Genomic DNA, 23703 nt, shown 5'->3' on the forward strand with positions numbered 1-23703 from the left:
TCCAATAGCAGGCTCAAGAGGCCTTTTTCGCGGCCTTTTTCGCGGCAGGTTTTTTCGTCGCGCTCTTGCCGGCCAGGCTGCGTTTGAGCAGTTCGGTCAAGTCGATCACATCGGCCGATTTGCGTTCTTCGCTACCTTCCTGGCTTTCCACATCTTCGATCTTGCCGGCCTTGGCCTTCTTCGCCACCAGCGCCATGATTTTTTCCTGGAAGCTGTCGCGGTATTCATCGGGTTGCCAGTCGGCGCTCATGTCTTCTACCAGGCGCTTGGCCATGTCCAGCTCGCCCTTGGCCAGGCTGGGTTTGGTCACGTCGCTGCCCAGTTCCAGTTCATCCAGGCTGCGTACTTCGGCGGGCCAGCGCAGCATCACCAGCACCAGCGCCGAGTCCAGCGGCATCAACGCCGCCAGGTGCTGCTTGGTGTGCAGCACCACATTGGCCAGGGCGACCTTGCGGGTTTTTGTCAGGGTTTCGCGCAGCAGCGCGTAGACCTTGCCGCCGCGTTTGTCGGGGGCGAGGAAGTAGGGCGTGTCGATGTTTTGCAGCGGGATCTGGTCGCTGGCGACGAAGGCGATGATCTCGATGGTCTGGGTGGATTTGGGGTGGGCCGAGCGAATCTCGTCTTCGCTGAGCACCACATAGCGGCCTTTCTCGAAGGCCACGCCCTTGACGATGTTGTCTTTGGTGACTTCCTTGCCGGTGGTCTTGTTGATGCGCTTGTAGCCCACCGGGTCCATGCTGCGTTTGTCCAGCCAGTCGAAATCGACGCCTTGGGAGGCAGTGGCCGAGACCAGCGACACCGGGATATGGACCAAGCCGAAACTGATGGCGCCTTTCCAGATTGCCCTTGGCATGTGTGCGGTTCCTTGAAAAGAGACTGTGTTCTGGTGACTCACAGGCCTCGGTAAAAGTTTCGACGTGCAGATGCGCGGACAGATCGTGTTACACCTGATGAGAAACTATTTAGTGTCGAAAGCCGAACCCAAGGCGTAGCGTGTTATCGAAAGCACGTACTCCTCGCCCCAGAGAGGCTTTGTCATGAATAGCTGTGTGCGTCACTTTGCAATGCTGGCGTTGGGCTTTGCACTTGCTGGCACCGTCCAGGCGCAAAACCTGCCTGGCAACAACAATTCCAACAACAGCCCGACTCACCGGGCCAATCCCAACAGCATGCAGGGCACCCAGCCCAATGCGCCGGCGATTCGTGGCATCCAGACCGGTCCGACTACGCGCACGCCGACCCTGGAAAACGGTGGTATCGGCAATCGCTATCCCCAACGCGAAGCAGCACCCAGCCGCCCTGCGACCGAAACCCGAGCCCCCAACGTTGACGCCAACGGCAATCGCCGGCCTTGAGCGCCGGTAAGGAACCCGCCTTATGTTTCTACGTAAAACCCTTCTAGCCTCCCTCTGTGCAACGGCCTTGCTGCCGCTGACGGCGGTGTATGCAGCCGACGCGCAGCAATTCCCCTCCGAGCAAGGCAGTATCACTGTTACGCCGATCGCCAAGGGCCTGGACCATCCGTGGGCTGTGGCGTTTCTGCCGGACAAGCAGGGCTTCCTGGTCACCGAGCGTCCTGGCCACCTGCGGTTTGTCAGCCCGGACGGCAAACTCTCTGCGCCCTTGAGTGGCGTGCCCGAGGTATGGGCCAAGGGGCAGGGCGGTTTGCTTGATGTGGTGCTGTCGCCGGACTTCAAGCAGGACCGCATGGTGTACCTGTCGTACGCCGAAGGCGGTGGCAAGGGCGGCACCGCCGGCACGGCGGTTGGTCGCGGGCGCCTGGCGGATGACTTGAGCGGCCTGAAGGACTTCAAGGTGATCCTGCGTCAGGAACCCAAGCTGTCCACGGGTAATCACTTCGGCTCACGCTTGGCGTTCGACCGGGAGGGTTACCTGTTCGTGACCCTGGGCGAAAACAACGACCGCCCGACCGCCCAGGATCTGGACAAGCTGCAAGGCAAAGTCGTACGAATCTACCCGGACGGCCGCGTACCGGATGACAACCCGTTCGTGGGGCAGCCAGGCGTACGCCCGGAAATCTGGTCCTACGGCCAGCGCAATCCCCAGGGCCTGGCGCTGAACCCATGGAGCGGTACGATCTGGGAAAACGAGCACGGGCCGCGCGGCGGTGATGAGATCAATATCATCGAACGCGGCAAGAACTATGGCTGGCCACTGGCAACCCACGGCATCAACTATTCCCTCACGCCGATTCCGGAAGCCAAGGGCAAGACGGCTGAAGGCACCGTGGCGCCGCACCATGTGTGGGAGAAGTCACCGGGGACCAGCGGCATGGCGTTCTACGACGCCGATCGTTTCAAGGCGTGGCAGCACAATGTGTTCGTGGGTGCCTTGGTCAGTCAGGAACTGATTCGTTTGCAGTTCGATGGCGACAAGGTGGTCCATGAGGAACGCTTGCTGGGCGATTTGAAAGCGCGGATTCGCGACGTGCGGCAGGGGCCGGATGGCTTTTTGTACGTGCTGACGGATGAGGATGACGGTGTGTTGTATCGGGTCGGCCTGAATCAGGACTGACAGATACCGATATCCAAAGTGTGGGAGGGGGCTTGTGTGGGAGGGGGCTTGCTCCCGATTGCGGTGAGACAGTCAGCGTAAATGTTGAATGAAAACCCATCGGGAGCAAGCCCCCTCCCACACAAGCCCGCTCCCACATTTTGACCGTGCAGAACTTAAAGTCCGAGGTCGCAAAGGCCAGGATGATCATCCGGGCGCCGTCCCAGCGGCCAGTGGAACTTGCGCTCGCTTTCCTTGATCGGCATGTCGTTGATGCAGGCAAAACGGTTGGCCATCAGGCCGTTCTCGTCGAACTCCCAGTTCTCATTGCCGTATGAACGGAACCAGTTGCCGGAATCGTCGTGCCACTCGTAGGCATAGCGCACAGCGATACGGTTGCCGGTGAACGCCCACAATTCCTTGATCAACCGATAATCCAGCTCCCTGGCCCATTTACGGGTAAGAAAACCCTCGGCGTCTTCGCGGCTGTAGGCGAATTCGGCGCGGTTACGCCACTTTGTGTCCAGTGTGTAGGCCAGGGATACGCGGTGCGGGTCGCGGGAGTTCCAGCCATCTTCGGCCACACGGACTTTTTCAATGGCCGACTCGCGGGTAAACGGCGGCAACGGCGGACGGGTTTCGGCGGTGAATGACATTAAGCAGCTCCTGAAAACAATAAGGGGTAATCGAAAGTTGCGAGGCCAGTGCGTTCAAAGTCCCAATAACGTTCGCGCCATGCATTGCGCATTATCGGCAGCTGTTGAATCGCCCATTACCAGGGCAACGGTAATGGCGCCATCGATCAGTATCAGCAAGTGCGCGGCCTGCCGTTCGGGATCGGGGGTGCCATGTGCTTGACACAGCTCGCGTGCGTACTCGAACAGTTTCTGTTTATGCGCCTTGGCCAGCAGGCGGACCGGGTCGTGCGGGTCACCGGTCTCGCCGCTGGTGTTGATAAAGGCGCAGCCGCGAAAGTCCGCCGAGCCGAACCAGGTCTTTAGGGCGGTGAACAGCGCGAGCAGGCGTTCACCGCTGTCATCGACGCGCTCGACTTCGCCACGCAACCACTGCATCCAGCGCTCGTCGCGGCGTTGCAGGGCGGCAATCACCAACGCGTCCTTGTTGGCAAAATAGCGGTAGATACTCTTTCTCGAGACGCCGGCGGTTTTCACCAGGAAATCCAGGCCGGTGGCGGCGATGCCATGGCGATAGATCAACTTCTCGGTGACGTCGAGGATTATGTCGCGGGTTTCATTTTGGGTGATTTCGTTCATGGTTAGGACAGTAGAACGATCATTCTTCTTGGTCAATAAACTTTTTCCATGCCGCACCGCGAGACCTGAGCACCCCCATGGTGTAAGCTCGGGGCCTCTTCGGATTCGACCCATTGCGAGCCTTATGCCGTCGTTCTTCAAACGCTCCCTGTTGCCTAAACTGCGCGGTTTCCCACTGTCCACCGATGCCATTGAGGTGCTGTCCGGCGCCGATGCGTATCGTCGTTGCCTGCTGGAGAAAATAGCCCAGGCCACCCGGCGCATCTACATCGTCGCGCTGTACTTGCAGCAGGACGAAGCGGGTCAGGAGATCTACGACGCCTTGCACGCCGCCAAGGCCGCACGGCCGGAGCTGGACATCGTAGTGATCGTCGACTGGTTGCGCGCCCAGCGCGGGCTGATCGGCGCCGGCAAGCAACCGGGCAACAGCGCCTGGTACCAGGCCATGACCCAAAGCCATGCCAGTGAAGTGCCGGTGTACGGCGTGCCGGTGCAAACCCGCGAGCTGTTCGGCGTGCTGCACCTCAAGGGTTTTGTGATCGACGACAGCGTGCTGTACAGCGGCGCCAGCCTGAATAACGTCTACTTGCACAAGTTCGACAAGTACCGCTACGACCGTTACCACCTGATCCACAGCAAACCGCTGGCGGATTCGATGCAACACCTGGTCGAACACGGTTTGATTGCCTCCAAGGCGGTGCATCGCCTTGACCTGCCGAACCCGCCCACCACACGCAGCCTGCGCAACGACATCGGCGACCTGCGCAGCCGCCTCAAGCACGCGGCCTACGACACCACGGCGGGGCAGTTACCCAATGGTCACCTGTCCGTCAGCCCGCTGCTCGGCGTGGGCAAGAACAACCCGCTGAGCCGGGTAATCCTCGAACTGATCGCCAGCGCCCAGCATCAACTGACGATCTGCACCCCGTACTTCAACCTGCCGCTGCCGGTAACCCGCGAAATCAACCGCGCCCTGGCACGCGGGGTGAAGATCGACATCATTGTTGGCGACAAGACCGCCAACGATTTCTACATCCCGCCGAGCGAGCCGTTCAAAGTCATTGCGGCATTGCCCTACCTGTATGAAATCAGCCTGCGCCGTTTCGCCAAGCGGCATCAGCCGATGATCGACAGCGGCCAACTGAACCTGCACCTGTGGCATGACGGCGACAACACCTACCACCTCAAGGGCATGTGGGTCGATGAGCGTTATACCTTGCTCACCGGCAACAACCTCAACCCCCGGGCGTTCCGTCTCGACCTGGAAAACGCCTTGCTGATCGACGATCCCAAGCGCGAATGGCAAGTGCCGCGCCGTGTGGAGTTGGCCGAGATTTTCCAGCACACCACGCGTATTGATCGCTACCAGGCGCTGCAGACGCTGCTGGATTATCCGGAGGCCGTGGGCAAGTTCCTGCGGCGCGTGAGCCGGGTGCGGATCGAGCGGTTGTTGTACCGGATTCTTTAATCCTCGCCCCATTGCTCCCGTGTCAGCAGGGTCTTTAAGACTCTGCTGACAGTCAGCGTGTGTGTTCTTTTTTACCTTGCCTCCTGGCCGTTCAGGGAGGCGCGGCGTTTTCCGTGTGGAATCAGCCAAAAAGAGTACGCCCTGATGCCCTCCCTATCGATTTATACCCGTCCCACCGTTTTGCCTGCGGCTGTCCAGGCATCCTTTCTGGCGCCGACGCCTGCACGACTTGAGCCTGCGCCGGTACGTGCCAGGCGTTCCACGCCAGACCCCGAACCCGTCATTCAAGGCCCGGCCTGGAGCCTGCCTGCGTCGTCCAGTGGCAACGGCGATACTGCCGAGGGTGACGCTGTCCTGTCTGCCGGCCTGGGGCTCGCGCTCAGCAGCGGTCATGCCAACGTGGCAGTTCCCGAAAACAGTAGCCTGGCGGGTGCGTTGGCGCTCTATAACCAGTTGCTCAATCAACCAGAGACTCAGGAATGGTTCGCCCGCAAGGGCCTCGCGACTGACTCCATCACGTTGCGCAAGCACGGTATCGATGGCTTCGTCACCCTTGACGGCGTGCGCACTGCCGTGAGTTTCAGCACCACGGATGACAGCGGTTGGTGGCAAGCGTCCGTAAAACTGCGGGCGATTCGTGACGTGTTAGACCCGCATGACCAGGGCTTGCCTTACGTCAACGGCGCAAACCCGCGTGTTCCGCTGCACGTTGTGCTGAATGCCTACGGTCTTGATCTCGCCGAGTCTGCCGGGCAAGTGGTGCCAAGGGATGGCTTGACGCTGTCCTCGCAGTTGCCGGCAGCGCTGGACGACGTCAAGCGGGTCATCAGCGATCTGGATGAGCGTGCTTACCTGGCGAACTGGTTGGAGCAACAGGTTCAGCGGCTGGCCGATAGCACGCCTGTCGACTGGTCGAAACAGCCGACTCGGCTGTCACCGGCGTCGGCCGAAGGCATCGGCGCACAGACGGGCTATGACGTCGGTCAACTGCTGGCGTACAAGGGGCTCGGTACACCCCGCACAGCCGCAGCGACGCGCAATGTCATTCATTGGTTGCGCACGGCGTTGCCTCCCGCGCCGGCCAGGGGCAATTACGTCGGGTTGAGCGCCCGTGAACCGGGGGGGCGCGCCTACGAACCCCTTGACACACTGGCCTCGCAAAACCCCGACAGCCTGCGCATCGATACCGACGCTCATCTGTTGCGGCTCCTCAAGGGTCCGGATGCCTTGGCCTTTGGCGCACAGGTGGTGGCGGCACTGGAGGGGCCTGCCGGCCCGCTCGCCGGTTATGACCTCTATCAACCGGCCAACGCGGGCCGCACCTTGAGTGCGGTGCGCAGTGACCTGGAACAGCATTTGCGCGAAAACACAGGCCTGGACCCCAGCGTCGCCGTGCTGGTGGCGCAGATTGCGTTGGCCCGGGCGGCCCCTGAATTTCTGGTGCGCGAAGTGCCTGACGCCGTTGCGATCGGCACGCCGGCCTGGATGGAGTTGCGCCTGGGTGTTGCTATGGCTGAAGCCGTCGCCCCAGGCACCTCGCGGGCGATGGATGAAGCGCAGCTCAGTGCCTTGACGACGCTGGCGCCGACGTCCGATGAACAGCGCACGTTGATGCAGGTGCGCGGCCTCGGCGTGCTCCTTGACTGGGCAGTGCTCAACGGGTTGATACCCGCCAAACCCGAGGGCCAATACACGCAAGAACACATCAAAAAAGCGTCGCAGGTGTTTGGTCGGCAACGGACGCTGGCCACCCGCGCATTCACTGCAGCCAGTACACCGGTGCCGATGCGCAGGTCGTTGGCGGTGCAGGAATTGCTCAAGGTGTTCCCGAGCATCAGCGCCGTGCAGTTGGAGACAATCACGGTAACCCTGGCCGACGCCAACGAGCGGAGGAATCTGAGGCCGTCTGAACCGCGCACGCGCTCGCTGATCGAGACGTACATGACGGGTGACCTGGTGCCGGGAAAATGGATCCTGAGCAGCGATCAGCCGCAAAGTGACAGCAGCCCATCGCGCGGTACACCGTTTCAGATCCAGAACACCTCTTTGCCCCCGTCCCAGCCGCGCCAATCGCTCGACGCCCTTATTCGACGCCTCCCGTCACTGGAGGGCCTGCTGGAAAAAGCCGTGGGCAGCCACCACCGCAAACAGCAGATGGGGTTTGTGACCAAGCTCAAACTGATGTTTGCAGGGCTGCCGCTCGCCGACCGTCAGCGCATCGAATTGGGCGCGGTCGACCTGTTCACGTTGCGCAAAAAAACCGGCAAGCAACAGGTGTGGGAATCGGATGCCGACCGGGCAGCTGTCACAGGCCGTCAAGGCACCCTGATGCGGGTGCTTCACGCTCAGTCAGTGACGTATTACGAGGTGCTCAACTGCGGCAACATCATCAAGCACGACGACAAACAGGTGACGGCTGCCCTGGATAAGGTGGTGCGCGACAGGCGCTACGTGGGCCAGTACAAATTGCTTGGAGAAAAATACATCCGTGGCGGCCATGACGTGCCGCTGGATTTCAATGCCTATGCCCGCGGTGCCGCGCCGCGCGCAGGCGTCACCTCTGCCGACGTGATTATCGACCGGCTAGGACGCCCTCTGGAGGCCGGTTCATTGCCCGCCAATGAGACGTTGGCGTCATTTGTGCCCGACAGTTATCAGTCGGATCGTGTTGAGTTCCTGGCCTGCGAGATCGCCGAAAACAACTTCTACGAAAGCCAGGCAGACATGCTCAAGCGCGCCAAGGGGCAATTGCTCCTGGAGCAACGTCGCGAGGCCAGCGAGCGGGAGGTCAACCTGCTGCGTTCACTCGTTCCCTTTGTCGGCGCCTACCAGGACTTCGCCGATGGTAATTTCGGCAAGGGCCTGCAAGGCCTGGCGCTGGATCTGGTGGGCGTGGCGATCGGTGCCGGTGGCCAGGCACGGGCGTTGGTCCGTTCTGCAAAAACACTTGCGCAAAGCAGCCTGCGTCCTTCCCTTGGCAGGCTGGGTGCGACCGTCGCGCCGATGAAACCCAAACCGGCCTGGCCCTGGACCGAGCCGAAGGTAAGGTTCAGTGACGCCGCGTTTGATGTGGGCAAGCAGACTGCGCTGTTTTTCAGCGCGGTATTCAACCCTGCCGATGGTTATCCGCGCCTGATCAATGCGGCGTCCAGAGGCCTGGCCACGCTGCCGACCTTACTGGCCTCGCCCAGCTCCGGGCTGGGTAAAGCGATGCCTCACCTGATAACGATCGAGGAAAAAATGAAGTGTTATTTACTGGTGGCGTCGGGTTTGGTTGATCCAACCAAATCCCCAGCGCAGTGAACGCGGGTCCCGCTCACCCGATGCCGGGCGAGCGCGGCCCGGTGGGGTCTATCAGTTCAAGCCGAGCTTGCCGCGCAACGTGGACAGGTCTTCTGCCAGGGTGTTGACCGGGCCTACCAGAGCCTTGCGGTCGTTTTCCTTGACCTTGTCGTAGGTCTCAAAGCCGCCATCCTTGGTTTTGTACTTGGCCAGGATCTTGTCCACGGCGGCGAAGTTTTTGTCGACCTTGGCCAGGAACGCCTTGTCTTGCTTCTCGATTTGGCCACGGAACAGGTCGACGATTTTTTTCGCGCCGTCGATGTTGCCCTGGAAGTCATACAGGTCGGTGTGGCTGTAGCGGTCTTCTTCGCCGGAGATCTTGGTAGCGGCGACTTCTTCCAGCAGCGCTGCGGCACCGCCGACGACTTTCTCTGGCGGGAAGGTCAGGCCGGCAACGCGGTCCTGCAGGTCCTTGACGTCTTTGTTCAGGCCATCGGCCAGGGCGTCGAGGCCTTGGGTGGTGTTCTCGGAAAACAGGGTGTATTCGATGCGGTGGAAGCCGGTGAAGTCATCGGCTTTTACGCCTTTCTCGTGGTCGTCGACGCGGGAGTCGATGGAGGCGTCGAGGTCGCTGAATAACTCGGCGATCGGCTCGATGGACTCATAGTGCACGCGCGTCGGCGCGTAGAGCTTCTTGGCGGTGGCCAGGTCGCCTTTCTTCACTGCGTCGGTGAACGCCTGGGTCTGGGTGACCAGTTCACCGATTTCTTCGGTGACGTAGATCTTGTAGTCCGACACCGGGCCTACCAGGTCCAGCGGCGCAGTGGCCGCGAAGGCTGCCAGCGGTGAGAGGGTCATTAACAACGACAACGCGAGGGTCGACTTCTTCATGGGACGGTTTCCGCTGTGGGGTTGGTTTCAGGTGTTGGCAGTGGTTTGAGGGTGCGTTGCAGTCAGCAGCGTGCGCCCGATGAAATCCTCGGGCCCGGTGACCCCCGGCAAGGTAAAGAAGTAGCCGCCGCCGACGGGCTTGAGGTACTCCTCCAGGGGCTCGCCGTTGAGCCGGGTTTGCACGCTGATAAAGCCTTTCTCCAGGTCAGCCTGGTAGCAGATGAACAACAGCCCCATGTCCAGCTGACCGTTTTTGTTGACACCGTTGGAGTAGTTGAACGGCCGACGCAGGATCAGGTTGGCCTGCGTCTGCGGAGTGCGCGGGTTGGCCAGGCGGATGTGTGCATCGAGTTTGGTCAACTTGCCTTCCGGGTCTTTGCTGTAGTCGGGCACCTGGGTTTCTTTCTCGCCATCCATGGGCGCGCCCGTGGGCTTGATGCGGCCGATGATGCTTTCCTGCTCCTGCAGCGGCGTGCGGTCCCAGCGCTCGACAAAGTTGCGGATGATTCGCACGGCCTGGTAGCTGCCGCTGGCGGCCCAGGCTGGTTCGTCGCTGCCGGGCTGCACCCAGACGATTTGGTCCATGGCCTTGTCGTCGTTGGAGTTGGGGTTGGCCGAACCGTCACGAAAACCCAGGAAATTACGCGCACTCTGCGCCGGCTCTCCGGGTTTAACAGGCGCCTGGGGCGGCACGCTGCCTTCCTGCTTCCAGCGCACCAACAGCAGGTCTGGCAGGTTTTTCACGATGTCGCGCAGGGCGTGGATATTGGTGTCGGGGGTGTTGGAGCTGAACTGCAGGCTCAGGTCGCCGTGGCACTGCGCCGGTTCCAATGCGTCGTTGGGGAAGCCGACCATGCGGCTCAGGCGCTTGGGCTTGGCTTGGGTGAGACCGAAGCGCTCGTCGAAGAGCGACTCGCCAACGGACACGGTGATGGTCAGGTTGTCCGGGGTCACCACCGGGCCGAGGATCCCGGAGTCGGTGGGTGGCAGTTTCGGGTCGACTTGCGGCACGGTGCCGCCGGTCATCAGGAAGCTAATGCGCTCGTTCAGGGTGCGGAACAACCGCTCCAGGTCTTCACGGTCGCTGGCCAATACGTCAAACGCCACCAGCATGCCGCAGGCCGGGCGCGGAGTGACGATGCCGCTCTGGTGCTTGCCGAAAAAGGCGTGGTGGTCCTGGGTCTTGTCGCTGCGGGGCGCGGTGGTGACCTGCTCAGCGGAGGCGGCCATGGCCGGGCAACTCAAGCTGCTACCGGCAATCGCGGCGCCGGTGGCCGCCATGCCCAGCAGGACACGGCGACGTTGGAGGTCAAACTGTACGGGATCATTCATGTTTTTGGTCGTCTTCACTTCAGGCCGGACAGGCCAAGGGCGGGGTCGATTCCATCGAGTGCAACGGCCAGAGCCTTGGCCTTGTCGGCGATCTGCTTGCGCTGATCGGCGGTAATGCTGTCGTAGCGGCGGTAGTGGCCATCGACTTTCAGGCCATTGAGTTCGGCGTCGAAGGCGTTAAGCGCGCTGTCGATACCCGGCAGCAGGTCAGCAGCAGATTTGGTCAGCAACGGGCGCATCAGGTCGACCACTTTGCGGGCGGCTTGCAGGTTGGCGGCAAAGCCGTTCACGTCGATATGGCTGTAGCGTTCTTCCTCACCACTGGCCGCGCGTACATCGGCCAGGCTGTTGAGGTTGCGCACCACAATGCCCACCAGTTGCTCCGGTGGCAGCGACTGGGCCAGCAGTTGTTGCTTGAGGGCGGTAACGTCGGTGACCAGGCGCTGGGCAATCGGGCCAAGGCTGTCGAGGCTGCGTTGCTGGAACAGGCTGTATTCGAGGCGATGGAAGCCGCTGAAGCTTGGGTCCTGCTCGCGTTTTTCGAAGTAGTCGGCGCGGGCATTGATCGCGTTATCCAGTTCCGCCAGGCGTTGCGAGGCGGGCGCGAGTCGCTGGTAAGCCTCGCGAGCTGGCACGTACAGCGCCTGAGCTTGAGCCAGGTCACCCGCGTCTATGGCCTGCTGCAAGGCAGTGACGGCCTTGACCAGCGCAGTGCCCTGGCTGCTCAGGTACACACGGAATTCCGACAGCGGGCCGATAAACGCCACCATCGACGGCTTGGCCTTGGCCTGGGCGTCGGACTCAGCGGTCGGCGTCACGTGCAGGGTGCCACGCGGGTTGCTCAGCAGGCCGCAGGTGATCGCATAGTCGCCGGGCAACAGGTTGGCGTTGATCACCTGGCTAAGGCCGGGGGCGATGTTCTCGCGCTCCTCGACCACCAGCACGCCGTCGAGAATTTCCCATTCCACCGCCCGATCGGAGCGGTTGATGATTCGGAAGCTCGCACGGCCGGCCGGTACGGTCAGCGCGTTGGGCTCGCAGGCGTGGCCATGGATAGTCACGGCGATCTCGTTGTGATTGATCTGGCGCTTGGCGGCGGCCAATTGGGAGGCGTAGTAGAACAGGCCGCCGGCGGCGATCATCACGACCACCGAGCCGGCCACCGCCCAGCGCAAGGCGCGGGATGGCGGAGCCGGTTGAGGAGTTGGGTTGGACAAGGGACGGTCCTTACTGGCTGGAAGCACAAGAGGAGGCAGTGGCGGGTTTGGCCGGTGCGGCGGGCAGGAAGAACATCACCAGCGCCACCACCAGGTAAATCAGGTAAGCGCCCAGGGTGCTCACGGTCGGCGCCTCCTGGTAGCCGAACATCCCGGCCAGCACCGAACCCAGCGGGCTGTCCATTGGCAGCGCGGCACTGAAGTCGAACAGCACGGTTTGCAGGTGGTTCCACACGCCCGCTTCGTGCAGGGCCTGCACCGAATTGGCAAGGATGCCGGCGGCCACCACCAGGATGAACAGGCCGGTCCAGCGGAAGAACGCGCCGAGGTTCAGGCGCATGCTGCCGGTGTAGATCAGGAAGCCGACGATGATCGCCAGGATCAGGCCGAGCAGGGCGCCAATCGGCGCGCCAGGGCCTTCGCTCTGTTGGAATACGGCCAGCAGGAAAAACACGGTTTCGAGGCCTTCGCGGGCCACGGCGAAAAACACCATCAGGATCAGTGCGGTGACCTGGTGTTTGGAACCGGCCAGTGCGTGATCGAGCGAGGCGTGCAGGGAATGTTTGATCGAGCGCGCCACCTTGCGCATCCAGAACACCATGGAGCTGAGGATGCCGACGGCGACCAGGCCCACAATGCCTTCGAACAATTCCTGCTGCTTTTGCGGGAATTCGGCGCTGACCAGTTCCAGCCCACCGCCGACCAGCAACGCCAGCGCGGCGGCGAGGAAAACCCCGATCCACACGGCCGGCATCCATTGGCCGCGGCCGGTCTGTTGCAGGTAACTGGCGATGATGCCAACGATCAATGCGGCTTCAATGCCTTCGCGCAGCATGATGAGAAAAGGGACGAGCATTCGGCACCGCAGGGCAACTAGATAGGAAGCTAATTTGTAACATAATGATACTCATTACTAAACAGGTAATCTTGACGTTTGCTGAACCTTGGCTGAACGGTGGTGGCAAAGCGCGTCCACCCTTATGATGCACATCATCTTGTGTGCCGCCGGATCAGCCACCTCCCCATGTCGGAAAAAGACACCATCTCTATCCACCTCGTACGCGAAGCCCTATTGCAGAGCTGCGCGCCAGGGGCGGCCACCGTTGAAGCATTGAGCAAAGTCGGGATTGACCCTGCGCTGCTGGAACAGTCGACTGCCCGCGTCCCGGCAATCGCCTATGCACGCCTGTGGCGTTTGCTCGCGCGGCGCCTGGACGACGAGTTCTTCGGTATGGACCCGCGCAAGCTCAAATCCGGCAGCCTCGAATTCCTCTGCCGCGCGTGCATGGCGCAGCCCAGTCTCGCCGCCAGCCTGGAGACCGGCCTGGGGTTTCTCTCGCTGATGCTTGAACGGATGCCTGCCCAACTGGTGCATCAACAAAGCCTGGCCGAGATCGTACTGCTCGAACCCGAGCCCGAACCCCAACGTGCGTTCACCTATTTCACCTACTGGATGATCGTGCACGGCGTCGCCTGCTGGCTGGCCGGGCGGCGTATCCCGATTCTCGCTATCGAGTTGCGCTGCCCGCAGCCGGATTTCTGTGACGATTACCAGGTGATGTTTTCCGACAACCTGCGCTTTGATCGGCCACGCACCCGCATGATCTTTTCCGCCGACTGCCTCGACCTGCCGATCAAGCGCAGCCCGGCAGAACTCCAGCGTTTTCTGGCCCACGCACCGGCGAACATCCTGGTCAAATACCGCGACCCCCAGAGCCTCGCTACCCGGATCAAGAACGACCTGCGCCAGACGCCTCCCGATACCTGGCCGGAAACCGACGGCCTGGCCGCCAGCCACTGCATCTCCGCCTCGACCCTGCGCCGTCGACTGGCGGAAGAAGGCCAGACCTTCCAGGGCCTCAAGGACAGTGTGCGCAAGGAGCTGGCGATTGTGTGGCTGGCGGAATCGCAGATCAGCTTTGCGGAAATCGCGGCGCGCCTGGGGTTTGCCGACACCAGTTCGTTTTATAAGGCGTTCCGCAAGTGGTCGGGCTCCAATCCGGGGCATTACCGCAGTTTGATACTGAACGAAGCGATCAGCCAATAGGTCACTTGCAAGCGACCGACCCGCTCTGACTGATGACCCATGGGTTCAATGATCTGGGTCACTTTCTGGCCCCGGATTATGTGTGATGGTCGGCGCGACCGTTCCATCGCTTGCCCCTGACGCAGCCTGATCGGCACTTGTCGCGATCAACGTCTACGCCATTTCCCTCATTCAAGAGCAGGATTTTATGGCACTTCACAAAACCGTAGAAACTCAAGACCAAGCCATCGAAGATGTGTATTCGAGCGGCTCGTCCCAGCACACCTTGCCCAAGTATCGGTTGCCGAATCACTCAACTACGCCGTCGGCTGCCTACAACCTGGTGCGCGATGAGCTGTTGCTCGACGGCAATTCACGGCAGAACCTGGCGACCTTCTGCACTACGTGGGTCGAGCCCGAAGTCAAGCAGTTGATGGCCGATGCCCTCGACAAGAACATGATCGACAAGGACGAGTACCCGCAAACCGCCGAGATTGAAAACCGTTGTGTGCACATCATTGCCGACCTCTGGCACGCGCCAAAATCCTGGCAAACCGTTGGCTGTTCGACCACAGGCTCCAGCGAAGCGGCCATGCTCGGGGGGCTGGCCCTCAAGTGGAGCTGGAAAAAACGCCGGGAAGCCGCTGGCCTGCCAACCGACAAGCCGAATTTTGTGTGCGGCCCGGTGCAGATTTGCTGGAAAAAATTCGCCCGCTATTTTGATGTGGAAATTCGTGAAGTGCCGTTGCGCGGTGACGCCTTGGGTCTGCTCCCGGCCGACTTGCGAGAATACTGCGACGAGAACACCATCGGCGTGGTCGCGACCTTGGGCGTAACCTTCACCGGTATCTACGAACCCGTCGCTGCGCTGGCCGCCGAATTGGATTCGATGCAGCGCGACCTCGGCCTGGACATCCCGATACATGTTGATGCTGCGAGTGGCGGATTTATCGCCCCGTTCATCCAGCAAACGCTGCAATGGGACTTTGTGATCGAGCGGGTCAAATCGATCAACGCGTCGGGCCACAAATACGGGCTGGCGCCGCTTGGAGTGGGCTGGGTCATTTGGCGCTCTACCGCAGATTTGCCGGAAGAGCTGATCTTCTACGTGGACTATCTGGGCGGCAATATGGCGACCTTTGCCCTGAATTTCAGTCGGCCGGGCGGTGAAATCATTGCCCAGTACTACAACTTCCTCCGGCTCGGGCGTGATGGCTACACGCGTATTCAGCAAGCCTGCTCCGACACGGCGCAGTGGCTCGCATCGGAAATCGTCAAACTCGCCCCGCTGGAGTTGGTGTACGACGGCAAGGCCGGGCTGCCGGCGGTCTGCTACAAGCTCAAGGACGGCATTGACCATGGGTTCAGCCTGTATGATCTGTCCGAGCGCGTGCGCATGCGCGGTTGGCAGATTGCGTCCTACCCGCTGCCTTCAGATCGCCAGAACATCGTGGTGCAACGCATCCTGGTCCGCCATGGCGTGAGCCGTGACCTGGTGGCGCTGTTGCTTGAAGACCTGCGCAAGGCCATCGCCTACTTGCAGAAAAACCCGGTGGTGAGTTCCGACGCCGGACCGAGCTTCAGTCACGGCGCGATTGCTGAGCCGGTCATTCCGGCAGACACCCCGAACCTCGCCTGAACGCATTGCATCCTCACCGGGCCTTAGGCCCGATGCCTTTAGCGTTTCATCGCCAGGTACGAATCATCGTGACTGCCTTCTTCAATTTCCTGCACGACAATCCCTACATTCTGCTTTTCCTGGTAGTCGGCCTGTCTGTCTGGGTCGGGCGCGGCGCCATCAAGGGTTACGGCTTGGGAGCGGTGGCCGGGGCCATCGTTATCGGCTGCGCCATCGCGACCTGGGCGTCTTACTACGGTGTGCATTTCGAACTCGATAGCTTCACCAAGAGCCTGTTTTATTATCTGTTCATGTACGGCGTCGGGCTGCGCGTCGGCCCCTCGTTTATCAATAGCCTCAAGGGCGATGGGCTGAAGTTCACCTTTTTGGCGATTCTGTCGTCGTTCCTGGGTTTGGGTATCGTGGTGTTGGGCGTAAAGCTGTTGTCGCTCCCGGTGGGCGCGGCTGGCGGCATTCTTGCCGGTTCACAAACCATGTCGGCGGCCATCGGTTCGGCGGAGCAAGCCATCACCTCCGGCGTAGTCCCGCTGCCGCCGGGCACCACCGCCGCAGCGGCGACAGCCATGATCGCGTTGTCCTATGGCATCACCTATATCTGGGGCACGGTCGGCATCATCTTGATCTGCAAATACCTGCCGCGTTGGTGGGGTGTGGATGCACGCAAGGCCGCCAAGGAGTATGAGGTCGAGCATGGCGTGCCGAACGTTGATGACGCCGGGCTCAGTGGCTACAGGCCTTTCGATCTGCGCGCCTACCGATTGGTGAACAGTGAGTTGGTGGGGCAAACCATCGCGCAGTTTCGACAAAAGTTTGCGCTGTATCAGATCGAGAATGTCGAGCGCGGCGACCAGTTGCTCGGGGCCGATCCATCGCTGGTGCTGCAATTGGGCGATGTCATTGCCCTAGGTGGCAGCCTGGATGCGCTGACGGACCACATGGGCCTGATCGGGCCGGAAGTGCCGGATGCGCGGGCGCTCAATATCCCGCTGGACGAGGCGGTGATTTTGGTGACCCACCGTGACGCGATAGGCAAGCAGCTCAAGCAGTTCAGCCAGTCGTCGATTGCCGGACAAGTACAACTGGTGGGTATTGAACGCGGCGGCGCACCCATTCCAGTGGGGCTGGAAACACGCCTGCAACGCTTGGATGTGATGCACCTGATCGGCCTGCGCAGTGCCATCGACAAGGCCACGGCGTTGCTGGGCAAGGCAGGGCGGCCGAGTACTGCGACCGATTTGCTTACGCTGTCGCTGGGCATGGTGCTGGGGCTGCTGATCGGCCTGATCCAAGTGCCGGCGTTTGGTGCGGCGGTGGGCCTGGGCAACGCGGGGGGCTTGCTGGTGTCGGGGATTATCGTGTCGTCGCTGGTGTCGCGAGTGCGGTTCTTTGGCAATACACCCAACGCAGCACGCAACATTCTTGAGGACATGGGGCTGATTTTCTTTGTCGCGATTGTGGGGGTGAATGCCGGGGCTAATCTGGTTTCACAAATCAGTGCGATCATCGCGCTGAAGATCTTTGTGTTGGGCTTTGTGGCCTGCACCATTCCGCCGTTTATCGTATGGGCAGTGGGTTTTCACGTGTTCAAGATCAACCCGGCGATCCTGATGGGCGGTGTAGCAGGGGCTCGTAGCCATTCCGGGCCGGCACGCGAAGCCGCCAAGGAAATCGACAGCACCGTGCCCTGGATCGGTTTTCCGGTGGCGTATGCGGTGTCGGGGATTTTACTGACGGTGTTTGGCTACTTCGCGATGGTTCTCGCGCGCTAACGCAGCGTCAGGAGGCGCCTGGCAGAACGCAGTGTGCGTACTGTCAGTCGTCAGCGCTGCGGTCGGGTCCGCCATCGCTTACTCATAGGCCAACTGAACAGCTTTGCACCCACGCTTTTCAGTTCGTCGGTGACGCTTGAGGTTGGCAGGGCTCAAATTGGCAGGGCTCAAACTTGTAGCCAAAAAAAGCCCCGCGACCGAATGGGGCGCAGGGCTAAAAATTGGCTGGATGCGACCAACCAAAGGAGCTCTTTACATCACTTGCTGCTGGCGACCACCGTATCCGGCTGCCAGCCCCCACCCAACGCCTTGTAGATCGCAACAATCCCGCGATACAAGTCCACTTCGGCCTGGGCCTGGGAGTCTTCGGCGGCGAGGCGTTCGCGTTGCGCGTCGAGCAGCACCAGGAAGTCGACGGTGCCTTCGCGGTAGCGAATCGCGGCGAGGTCGGCAGCGGCGCGGCTGGATTCACTCTGACGAATCAGCGAAACCAGGCGTTGCTGACGCTTGCCGTAATCACTGAACGCGTTCTCTGATTCTTCCAGCGCCAGCAATACTTGCTGCTCGTAGTTGGCCAGCGCGCCATCCGCTTCGGCATCGGCGCCGCGCAGGCGGGCCCGCACGCTGCCCAGGTCAAAGGCTGCCCAGGTGATGCTCGGGCCCAGGGCCCAGGCATTCGCCGCGGACGAACCGATCTGCGACCCGCGCCCGGCGGTAAAGCCGAGGAAGCCGCTGAGGCTGACCCGTGGGAACAGGTCGGCCTTGGCCACGCCGATACGTGCGGTGGCGGACGCCAGTTTGCGTTCGGCGCTGAGGATGTCCGGGCGACGTTGCAGCAGTTGCCCCGGGTCACCTATCGGCAACGCCTTGGCAATTGCCGGCAGGTCTTTCGGGCCCAGGTCCACGGTCAGTTTGTCGGGGCGCTGGCCGAGGAGGGTGGCGATGCGGTTACGCTCGCGCACTTGTTCGGCCTGCAGTTGCGGCACGCTGGCTTCCACTGCCGCGAGGCGTGCGTCGGCACGCTCCACGTCGAGTTGGTCACCCACGCCGGCGTCGCGCAGGCTGACGGTGATAGTGCGGGATTCCTGCTGGTTCTTCAGGTTGTCCAGGGCAATGCGTTCCCGCAGTTGCGCACCACGCAGCTGACCGTAGGCGTCCACCAGTTCGGCAATCAGGGTGACTTGCAGTTGGTACAGGTCGGCTTCGGCGTCCTGCTGGTCGGCGTCGGTGGCTTCCAGGTTGCGCTGGATGCGGCCAAACAGGTCCAGCTCCCAGGCCATGTCCAGGCCCAGGTCGTAACGTTCAGACTTGACCCGGCTGGTGGTCTGGCCCGGAATCTGCCCTTTGCCTTGGTCACTGCTGACGCGGCTGGTGATCGTCGGCATGGCGTCATTGCTGGCGTCATCGCGGATCGCCCGTGCGGCCCGCAGGCGGGCAAACGCCACGCGCAGGTCACGGTTGCCGTTCAACGACTGGGTGACCAGCTGGTTGAGGGTAGGGTCCTCAAACTGCTGCCACCAAATGCCTTCGAACTTGGCGTGGTCGTACTTTTTGGCATCGGCGGCGGCCGTGATGTTGGCCGCCTCCGGGGTCTGGGTTTTGTAGTCCGGGCCTACGGCACAGGCACTCAGCGCCAGTACCAGCAAGCTCGGCAGAAAGACTTTCACACTCATTGCTGTGTCTCCAGCTTCAAGGCCTTGGCCGCTTTGCGCGCTTCGCCGCGCTCCACATAACGACGGATCAGTACGTAGAACACGGGCGTCAGCAACAGACCGAAGAAGGTCACACCGATCATCCCGGAGAACACCGCCACACCCATCGCATGGCGCATCTCGGCACCGGCACCGCTGGAAAGCACCAGGGGCACCACACCCATGATGAAGGCGAACGAGGTCATCAGGATCGGCCGCAGACGCAGACGGCAGGCTTCCAGTACCGCGGCGAGCGGGTCGAGGCCTTCCTGCTGTTTATCCTTGGCGAACTCGACGATCAGAATCGCGTTCTTACACGCCAGGCCCACCAGTACGATCAGGCCGATTTGGGTGAAGATGTTGTTGTCGCCACCCGAGATAATCACCCCGGTGATGGCCGACAGCAGCGTCATCGGTACGATCAGGATTACCGCCAGCGGCAGGCTCCAGCTTTCGTATTGGGCGGCCAGTACCAGGAACGCCAGCAGTACGCAGAGCGGGAACACGAACAGCGCGGTGTTGCCCGAGAGGATTTGCTGATAGGTCAGGTCGGTCCACTCGTAGGTCATGCCGTTGGGCAGCTCGTCCTTCAACAGTTTTTCAATCGCGACCTGGGCCTGGCCCGAGCTGTAGCCGGGTGCGGCGTTGCCGTTGATTTCTGCGGTGATAAAACCGTTGTAGTGCATCACGCGGTCCGGGCCCGAGGTGTCGCTGACCTTGATGAAGGTCGCCAGCGGGATCATCTCGCCCTTGTTGTTGCGCACTTTCAGCTGGCCGATCTGGTCGGAGTCCTGGCGGAACTGTTGCTCAGCCTGCACGTTGACCTGGTAGGTGCGACCGAAGCGGTTGAAGTCGTTGGCATACAACGAACCCAGGTAGACCTGCAGGGTGTCGAAGATGTCGCTGATCGCCACGCCGTGGGTCTTGGCCTTTTCACGGTCGATGGCAGCATCGACTTGCGGCACGTTGACCGTGTAGCTGGTGAACAGGCCGAACAGCTCAGGCACGCCGTGGCTCTTGGTGATGACGTTCTGCACTTCTTTGTACAGCTCGTCGTAACCCAGGTTGCCACGGTCTTCGATCTGCAGGCGGAACCCGCCGATGGTGCCCAGGCCCTGTACCGGCGGCGGTGGGAAGATCGCCATGTAGGCTTCTTCGATATTGCTGTACTGGCCATTCAGCGCACCGGCAATCGCACCCGCCGACATGCTCGGGTCTTTACGCTCATCGAACGGTTTCAAGGTGACGAACACAATGCCGCTGTTCGGGCTGTTGGTGAAACCGTTGATCGACAGGCCGGGGAAGGCAATCGCGCTTTCCACGCCGGGTTGTTTCAGGGCGATGTCCGACATGCGCTTCATCACGCTTTCGGTGCGGTCCAGGCTCGAGGCGTCGGGCAGTTGGGCGAAGGCCACCAGGTATTGCTTGTCCTGGGCCGGGACGAAGCCGGTCGGGGTGTGGGCAAACCCGAAGAAGGTCAATACCATCAGGCCGGCGTACACGAACAGCGCAATACCACTGCCGCGAATCACCCGGCGCACGGTACCCACGTAGCCATGGCTGGCCTTTTCGAAAAAACGGTTGAAGGGACGGAACAGCCAGCCGCCGAAAAGCTTGTCGAGGAACTTCGAGAAGCGATCCTTCGGCGCGTCGTGACTGCGCAGCAGCACGGCGGCAAGGGCTGGGGACAAGGTCAGCGAGTTGAACGCCGAGATCACCGTGGAGATCGCAATGGTCAAGGCGAACTGTTTATAGAACTGCCCGGTCAAGCCGCTGATAAAGGCTGCTGGAATGAACACCGCACACAGCACTAACGCCGTGGCGATGATTGGGCCGGTTACTTCGCTCATGGCCTTTTCAGTGGCCTGGAACGGTTCCAATCCCAACTCGATATTTCGCTCGACGTTCTCCACCACTACGATGGCGTCGTCCACCACAATACCGATGGCGAGTACCAAGCCGAACAGCGACAGCGCGTTAAGCGAGAAGCCGAACAGGTGCATCACCGCAAACGTACCGATCAACGATACCGGCACCGCCACCAATGGAATGATCGAGGCGCGCCAGGTTTGCAGGAACAGGATCACTACCAGCACCACCAGGATCAGTGCTTCGAACAGGGTGTGCACGACCGCTTCGATGGAACCGCGTACAAAGATCGTCGGGTCATAGGCGATGCGGTAGTCCATGCCCGCCGGGAAGCTCTTTTTCAGCTCGGCCATCTTGCTGCGCACATCGTTGGAGATGTCGATCGCATTGGAGCCGGGGCGCTGGAAAATCGGAATCGCGACGGCTGGCTGGTTATCGATCAGCGAGCGCAGCGCATATTGGCTGGACCCCAGTTCGACCCGGGCGATGTCCTTGAGGCGCGTGATTTCACCGTTGTCGCCGGCGCGAATCACAATGTTCTCAAACTCTTCCTCGGTGACCAGGCGGCCCTGGGTATTCACCGACAACTGGAAGCTGGTGTCAGACGGTGCAGGCTGGGCGCCGAGGGCACCCGCTGCCACCTGACGGTTCTGCTCGCGGATCGCGGTGACCACATCGGTCGCGGTCAGGTTGCGTGAGGCGGTCTTGTTCGGATCCAGCCATACGCGCAGGGAGTAATCGCCCATGCCAAACAACTGCACATCGCCCACGCCGCCCAAGCGGGCCAGCTCATCCTTGATATTGAGGATCGCGTAGTTGGACAGGTACAGCATGTCGTAGCGCTGATCCGGGGAGGTCAAGTGCACCACCATGGTCAGGTCGGGGGAGGCCTTGTCCACGGTGATACCGATGCGCGTCACTTCCTCAGGCAGTTTTGGCTGAGTCCGCGTCACACGGTTTTGCACTTGCACCTGCGCGTTGTCCAGGTCGGTGCCCAGGGCGAAGGTGATGGTCAGGGTCAGCTTGCCGTCGGCGGTCGACTGCGAGGACATGTACAGCATGTTCTCGACGCCGGTGATGGCTTGCTCCAGCGGCGCAGCCACGGTTTCACCGATGACTTTGGGGTTGGCACCCGGGAAGTTGGCGCGCACCACCACGGTCGGCGGCACCACTTCCGGGTATTCGCTGATCGGTAGCTGGAACAGCGAAATCGCACCGGCGATCAGGATCAACAGCGAGAGCACCGCTGCGAAGATCGGCCGCGAAATGAAGAACTTGGAAAAATTCATCTTGAGTCGTATCCCTTAACCGCGTGGAGCAGCAGTGCTTGCGAGCTTGGGCGCGGTTTTGTCCGGCGCCACTTGCTCCAGGTTGCTGGCTTCAAGCGCTTGTCGTTGTTGGGCCAGGGCGGCGAGGGTTTCCTTGCTGGCCATCGGAATGGTTTCCGGGGCGACCGGCGAGCCTGGGCGCACGCGTTGCAGGCCCTTGACGATGATGGTGTCGTCCTTGTTCAGGCCGCTGCGCACGATGCGCAAACCTTCGATCTTCGGCCCCAGTTCCACCGAGCGATAAGCCGGCTTGTCGCCTTCCATCACCAGTACGAACTTCTTGCCCAAGTCGGTACCGACCGCTTCGTCGTTGATCAACACGGCGGAGTAGGTGCCGCTGCCTACCAGCTTCAAGCGCGCATACAGGCCGGGGGTGTATTCGCCCTTGCTGTTATCAAACACGGCGCGGCCACGGATGGTGCCGGTGGCCGGGTTGACCTGGTTGTCGACGAAGTTCATCTGGCCCAGGTGCGGGTTACCGGTTTCATTCGACAGGCCCAGGTACACCGGGGTGGTAGCACCACGGCGACCCTGGCGGGCGAGTTCGGTGTACTTGAGGTACACGCGCTCATCGGCGTCAAAGTAGGCGTAGACCTTGTCGGTGGAGACCACGCTGGTCAACGCGGTGACATCGGCAGTCACCAGGTTGCCGGCGGTGATTTCGGCACGGCTGACACGGCCGCTGATCGGCGAGGTGACGCGGGTGAAGCTCAGGTTTAGCTTGGCCAGGTCCAACTGCGCCTGGATCCCGGCGACTGCGGCGCGGGCTTCCTGGGCGGCGGTGGTGCGCGAGTCGGCCAGTTCGGCGGAAATCGCATTGCTCTGGCGCAGGCGTTCGCCACGTTGCGCTTCGTTATCGCTGCGGCTGGCGGCGGCGCGGGTTTGTTGCAGCTGTGCTTCAAGGCGGCGCACTTCGGCCTGGAACGGCCGCGGGTCAATCTGGAACAGCAGGTCGCCTTTCTTGACCAAAGCGCCTTCGGTGAAAGCGACTTGGTCAATCTGGCCAGAGACCCGTGGACGAATCTGCACGGTTTCGGGAGCTTCCAGGCGGCCGGTGAATTCGTCCCACTCGTTGACCGGCTGCTCAAGCACCTTGGCTACGCTGACTTTCGCCGCTGGCATGGCGGCCGCTTGTTCCGGTGCCTTGCCGCACGCGCTCATCACCACTACGGCCAGAATCGCCAAGGGGAAGCGCAAATGTTTGAGTGACTGTTCCATGAGGTGCATCCGCCAATGTATTTGAGATGGGCGGATCATGCGCGGCGAGGTGCTGTGTCACGAATCGAATGAAGCAAAGGTAACTATCATTCGGAATGATATAAGCGCGAGGAAAGCCCTCTAGCATGGGGCTTTCGTTAGGGAGCTATCAATAGCCGTGATGACAAAGGACTGTTGCACGCCCC

At 61.3% G+C, this 23703-nt stretch carries 17 protein-coding genes; 7 read left to right on the forward strand and 10 right to left on the reverse strand.

All coding sequences use genetic code 11. The features are described 5' to 3' along the window. Nucleotides 1-13: 13 nt before the first annotated feature. Nucleotides 14-853, reverse strand: a complete 840-nt coding sequence (gene ku / locus ACR52_RS16645; RefSeq protein WP_048726362.1) for a non-homologous end joining protein Ku — start codon at nt 851-853, stop codon at nt 14-16. Between the two features lie 184 nt (nt 854-1037). On the opposite strand from ku, the gene ACR52_RS16650 reads away from it, so the two are divergent. Both ACR52_RS16650 and ACR52_RS16655 read left to right on the forward strand, forming a co-directional pair. Then, nucleotides 1038-1355: a hypothetical protein gene (locus tag ACR52_RS16650; protein ID WP_048726366.1), complete on the forward strand. Its 318-nt coding sequence runs from the start codon at nt 1038-1040 to the stop codon at nt 1353-1355. Nucleotides 1356-1377: 22 nt separating this feature from the next. Then, nucleotides 1378-2535: a PQQ-dependent sugar dehydrogenase gene (locus ACR52_RS16655; RefSeq protein ID WP_048726369.1), complete on the forward strand. Its 1158-nt coding sequence runs from the start codon at nt 1378-1380 to the stop codon at nt 2533-2535. A gap of 155 nt (nt 2536-2690) precedes the next feature. Here the strand turns inward: ACR52_RS16655 and ACR52_RS16660 are convergent, their stop codons facing one another. Continuing rightward, nucleotides 2691-3170, reverse strand: coding sequence for a nuclear transport factor 2 family protein (locus tag ACR52_RS16660; RefSeq protein ID WP_048726373.1), 480 nt, complete (start codon nt 3168-3170; stop codon nt 2691-2693). 54 nt (nt 3171-3224) lie between these two features. Beyond that, nucleotides 3225-3788: a TetR/AcrR family transcriptional regulator gene (locus ACR52_RS16665; protein WP_048726375.1), complete on the reverse strand. Its 564-nt coding sequence runs from the start codon at nt 3786-3788 to the stop codon at nt 3225-3227. 124 nt (nt 3789-3912) lie between these two features. Between ACR52_RS16665 and pssA the strand changes: the two genes are divergently transcribed. Both pssA and ACR52_RS16675 read left to right on the forward strand, forming a co-directional pair. Then, nucleotides 3913-5256 carry a CDP-diacylglycerol--serine O-phosphatidyltransferase gene (gene pssA / locus ACR52_RS16670; RefSeq protein ID WP_048726380.1) on the forward strand — a complete coding sequence of 448 codons (1344 nt, stop codon included), beginning with the start codon at nt 3913-3915 and terminating at the stop codon, nt 5254-5256. A 144-nt stretch (nt 5257-5400) separates the two neighbouring features. Next, entirely contained in the window at nt 5401-8559 is a 3159-nt protein-coding gene (locus ACR52_RS16675) for a hypothetical protein (RefSeq protein WP_048726383.1), read from the forward strand. A 51-nt stretch (nt 8560-8610) separates the two neighbouring features. On the opposite strand, the gene efeO (ACR52_RS16680) is transcribed toward ACR52_RS16675, so the two are convergent. Genes efeO (ACR52_RS16680) through efeU form a run of 4 tightly spaced genes read right to left on the reverse strand, consistent with a single transcriptional unit; the run spans nt 8611 to nt 12834 of the window. Next, nucleotides 8611-9429 carry an iron uptake system protein EfeO gene (gene efeO, locus ACR52_RS16680; RefSeq protein WP_048726386.1) on the reverse strand — a complete coding sequence of 273 codons (819 nt, stop codon included), beginning with the start codon at nt 9427-9429 and terminating at the stop codon, nt 8611-8613. A gap of 27 nt (nt 9430-9456) precedes the next feature. Next, on the reverse strand, nt 9457-10761 hold the full coding sequence (gene efeB / locus ACR52_RS16685) for an iron uptake transporter deferrochelatase/peroxidase subunit (protein ID WP_048726647.1): 1305 nt from the start codon (nt 10759-10761) through the stop codon (nt 9457-9459). A 14-nt stretch (nt 10762-10775) separates the two neighbouring features. Further along, the gene (gene efeO / locus ACR52_RS16690) at nt 10776-11978 is read right to left on the reverse strand and encodes an iron uptake system protein EfeO (RefSeq protein ID WP_048726389.1); all 1203 of its coding nucleotides are present in this window, start codon (nt 11976-11978) and stop codon (nt 10776-10778) included. 10 nt (nt 11979-11988) lie between these two features. Further along, the gene (efeU, locus tag ACR52_RS16695; RefSeq protein ID WP_048726392.1) at nt 11989-12834 is read right to left on the reverse strand and encodes an iron uptake transporter permease EfeU; all 846 of its coding nucleotides are present in this window, start codon (nt 12832-12834) and stop codon (nt 11989-11991) included. A gap of 168 nt (nt 12835-13002) precedes the next feature. On the opposite strand from efeU, the gene ACR52_RS16700 reads away from it, so the two are divergent. The 3 genes from ACR52_RS16700 (at nt 13003) to ACR52_RS32015 (ending at nt 17412) form a co-directional block, all read left to right on the forward strand. After that, nucleotides 13003-14025 (forward strand): AraC family transcriptional regulator, encoded by a 1023-nt coding sequence (locus ACR52_RS16700; RefSeq protein WP_048726394.1) that lies wholly within the window; start codon nt 13003-13005, stop codon nt 14023-14025. Nucleotides 14026-14212: 187 nt separating this feature from the next. After that, entirely contained in the window at nt 14213-15643 is a 1431-nt protein-coding gene (locus tag ACR52_RS16705; RefSeq protein ID WP_048726397.1) for a glutamate decarboxylase, read from the forward strand. A 68-nt stretch (nt 15644-15711) separates the two neighbouring features. Then, the gene (locus tag ACR52_RS32015; protein WP_152687635.1) at nt 15712-17412 is read left to right on the forward strand and encodes an aspartate:alanine exchanger family transporter; all 1701 of its coding nucleotides are present in this window, start codon (nt 15712-15714) and stop codon (nt 17410-17412) included. Between the two features lie 257 nt (nt 17413-17669). On the opposite strand, the gene ACR52_RS16715 is transcribed toward ACR52_RS32015, so the two are convergent. Genes ACR52_RS16715 through mexE form a run of 3 tightly spaced genes read right to left on the reverse strand, consistent with a single transcriptional unit; the run spans nt 17670 to nt 23518 of the window. After that, nucleotides 17670-19085 (reverse strand): efflux transporter outer membrane subunit, encoded by a 1416-nt coding sequence (locus ACR52_RS16715; RefSeq protein ID WP_048726406.1) that lies wholly within the window; start codon nt 19083-19085, stop codon nt 17670-17672. Further along, nucleotides 19082-22261 (reverse strand): efflux RND transporter permease subunit, encoded by a 3180-nt coding sequence (locus ACR52_RS16720; RefSeq protein ID WP_048726409.1) that lies wholly within the window; start codon nt 22259-22261, stop codon nt 19082-19084. The genes ACR52_RS16715 and ACR52_RS16720 overlap by 4 nt, the downstream gene beginning before the upstream one ends. A gap of 15 nt (nt 22262-22276) precedes the next feature. Then, nucleotides 22277-23518 (reverse strand): multidrug efflux RND transporter periplasmic adaptor subunit MexE, encoded by a 1242-nt coding sequence (mexE, locus tag ACR52_RS16725; protein ID WP_048726649.1) that lies wholly within the window; start codon nt 23516-23518, stop codon nt 22277-22279. Nucleotides 23519-23703 lie beyond the last annotated feature (185 nt).

This window comes from Pseudomonas fildesensis (genome assembly GCF_001050345.1).
Taxonomy (GTDB): domain Bacteria; phylum Pseudomonadota; class Gammaproteobacteria; order Pseudomonadales; family Pseudomonadaceae; genus Aquipseudomonas; species Aquipseudomonas fildesensis.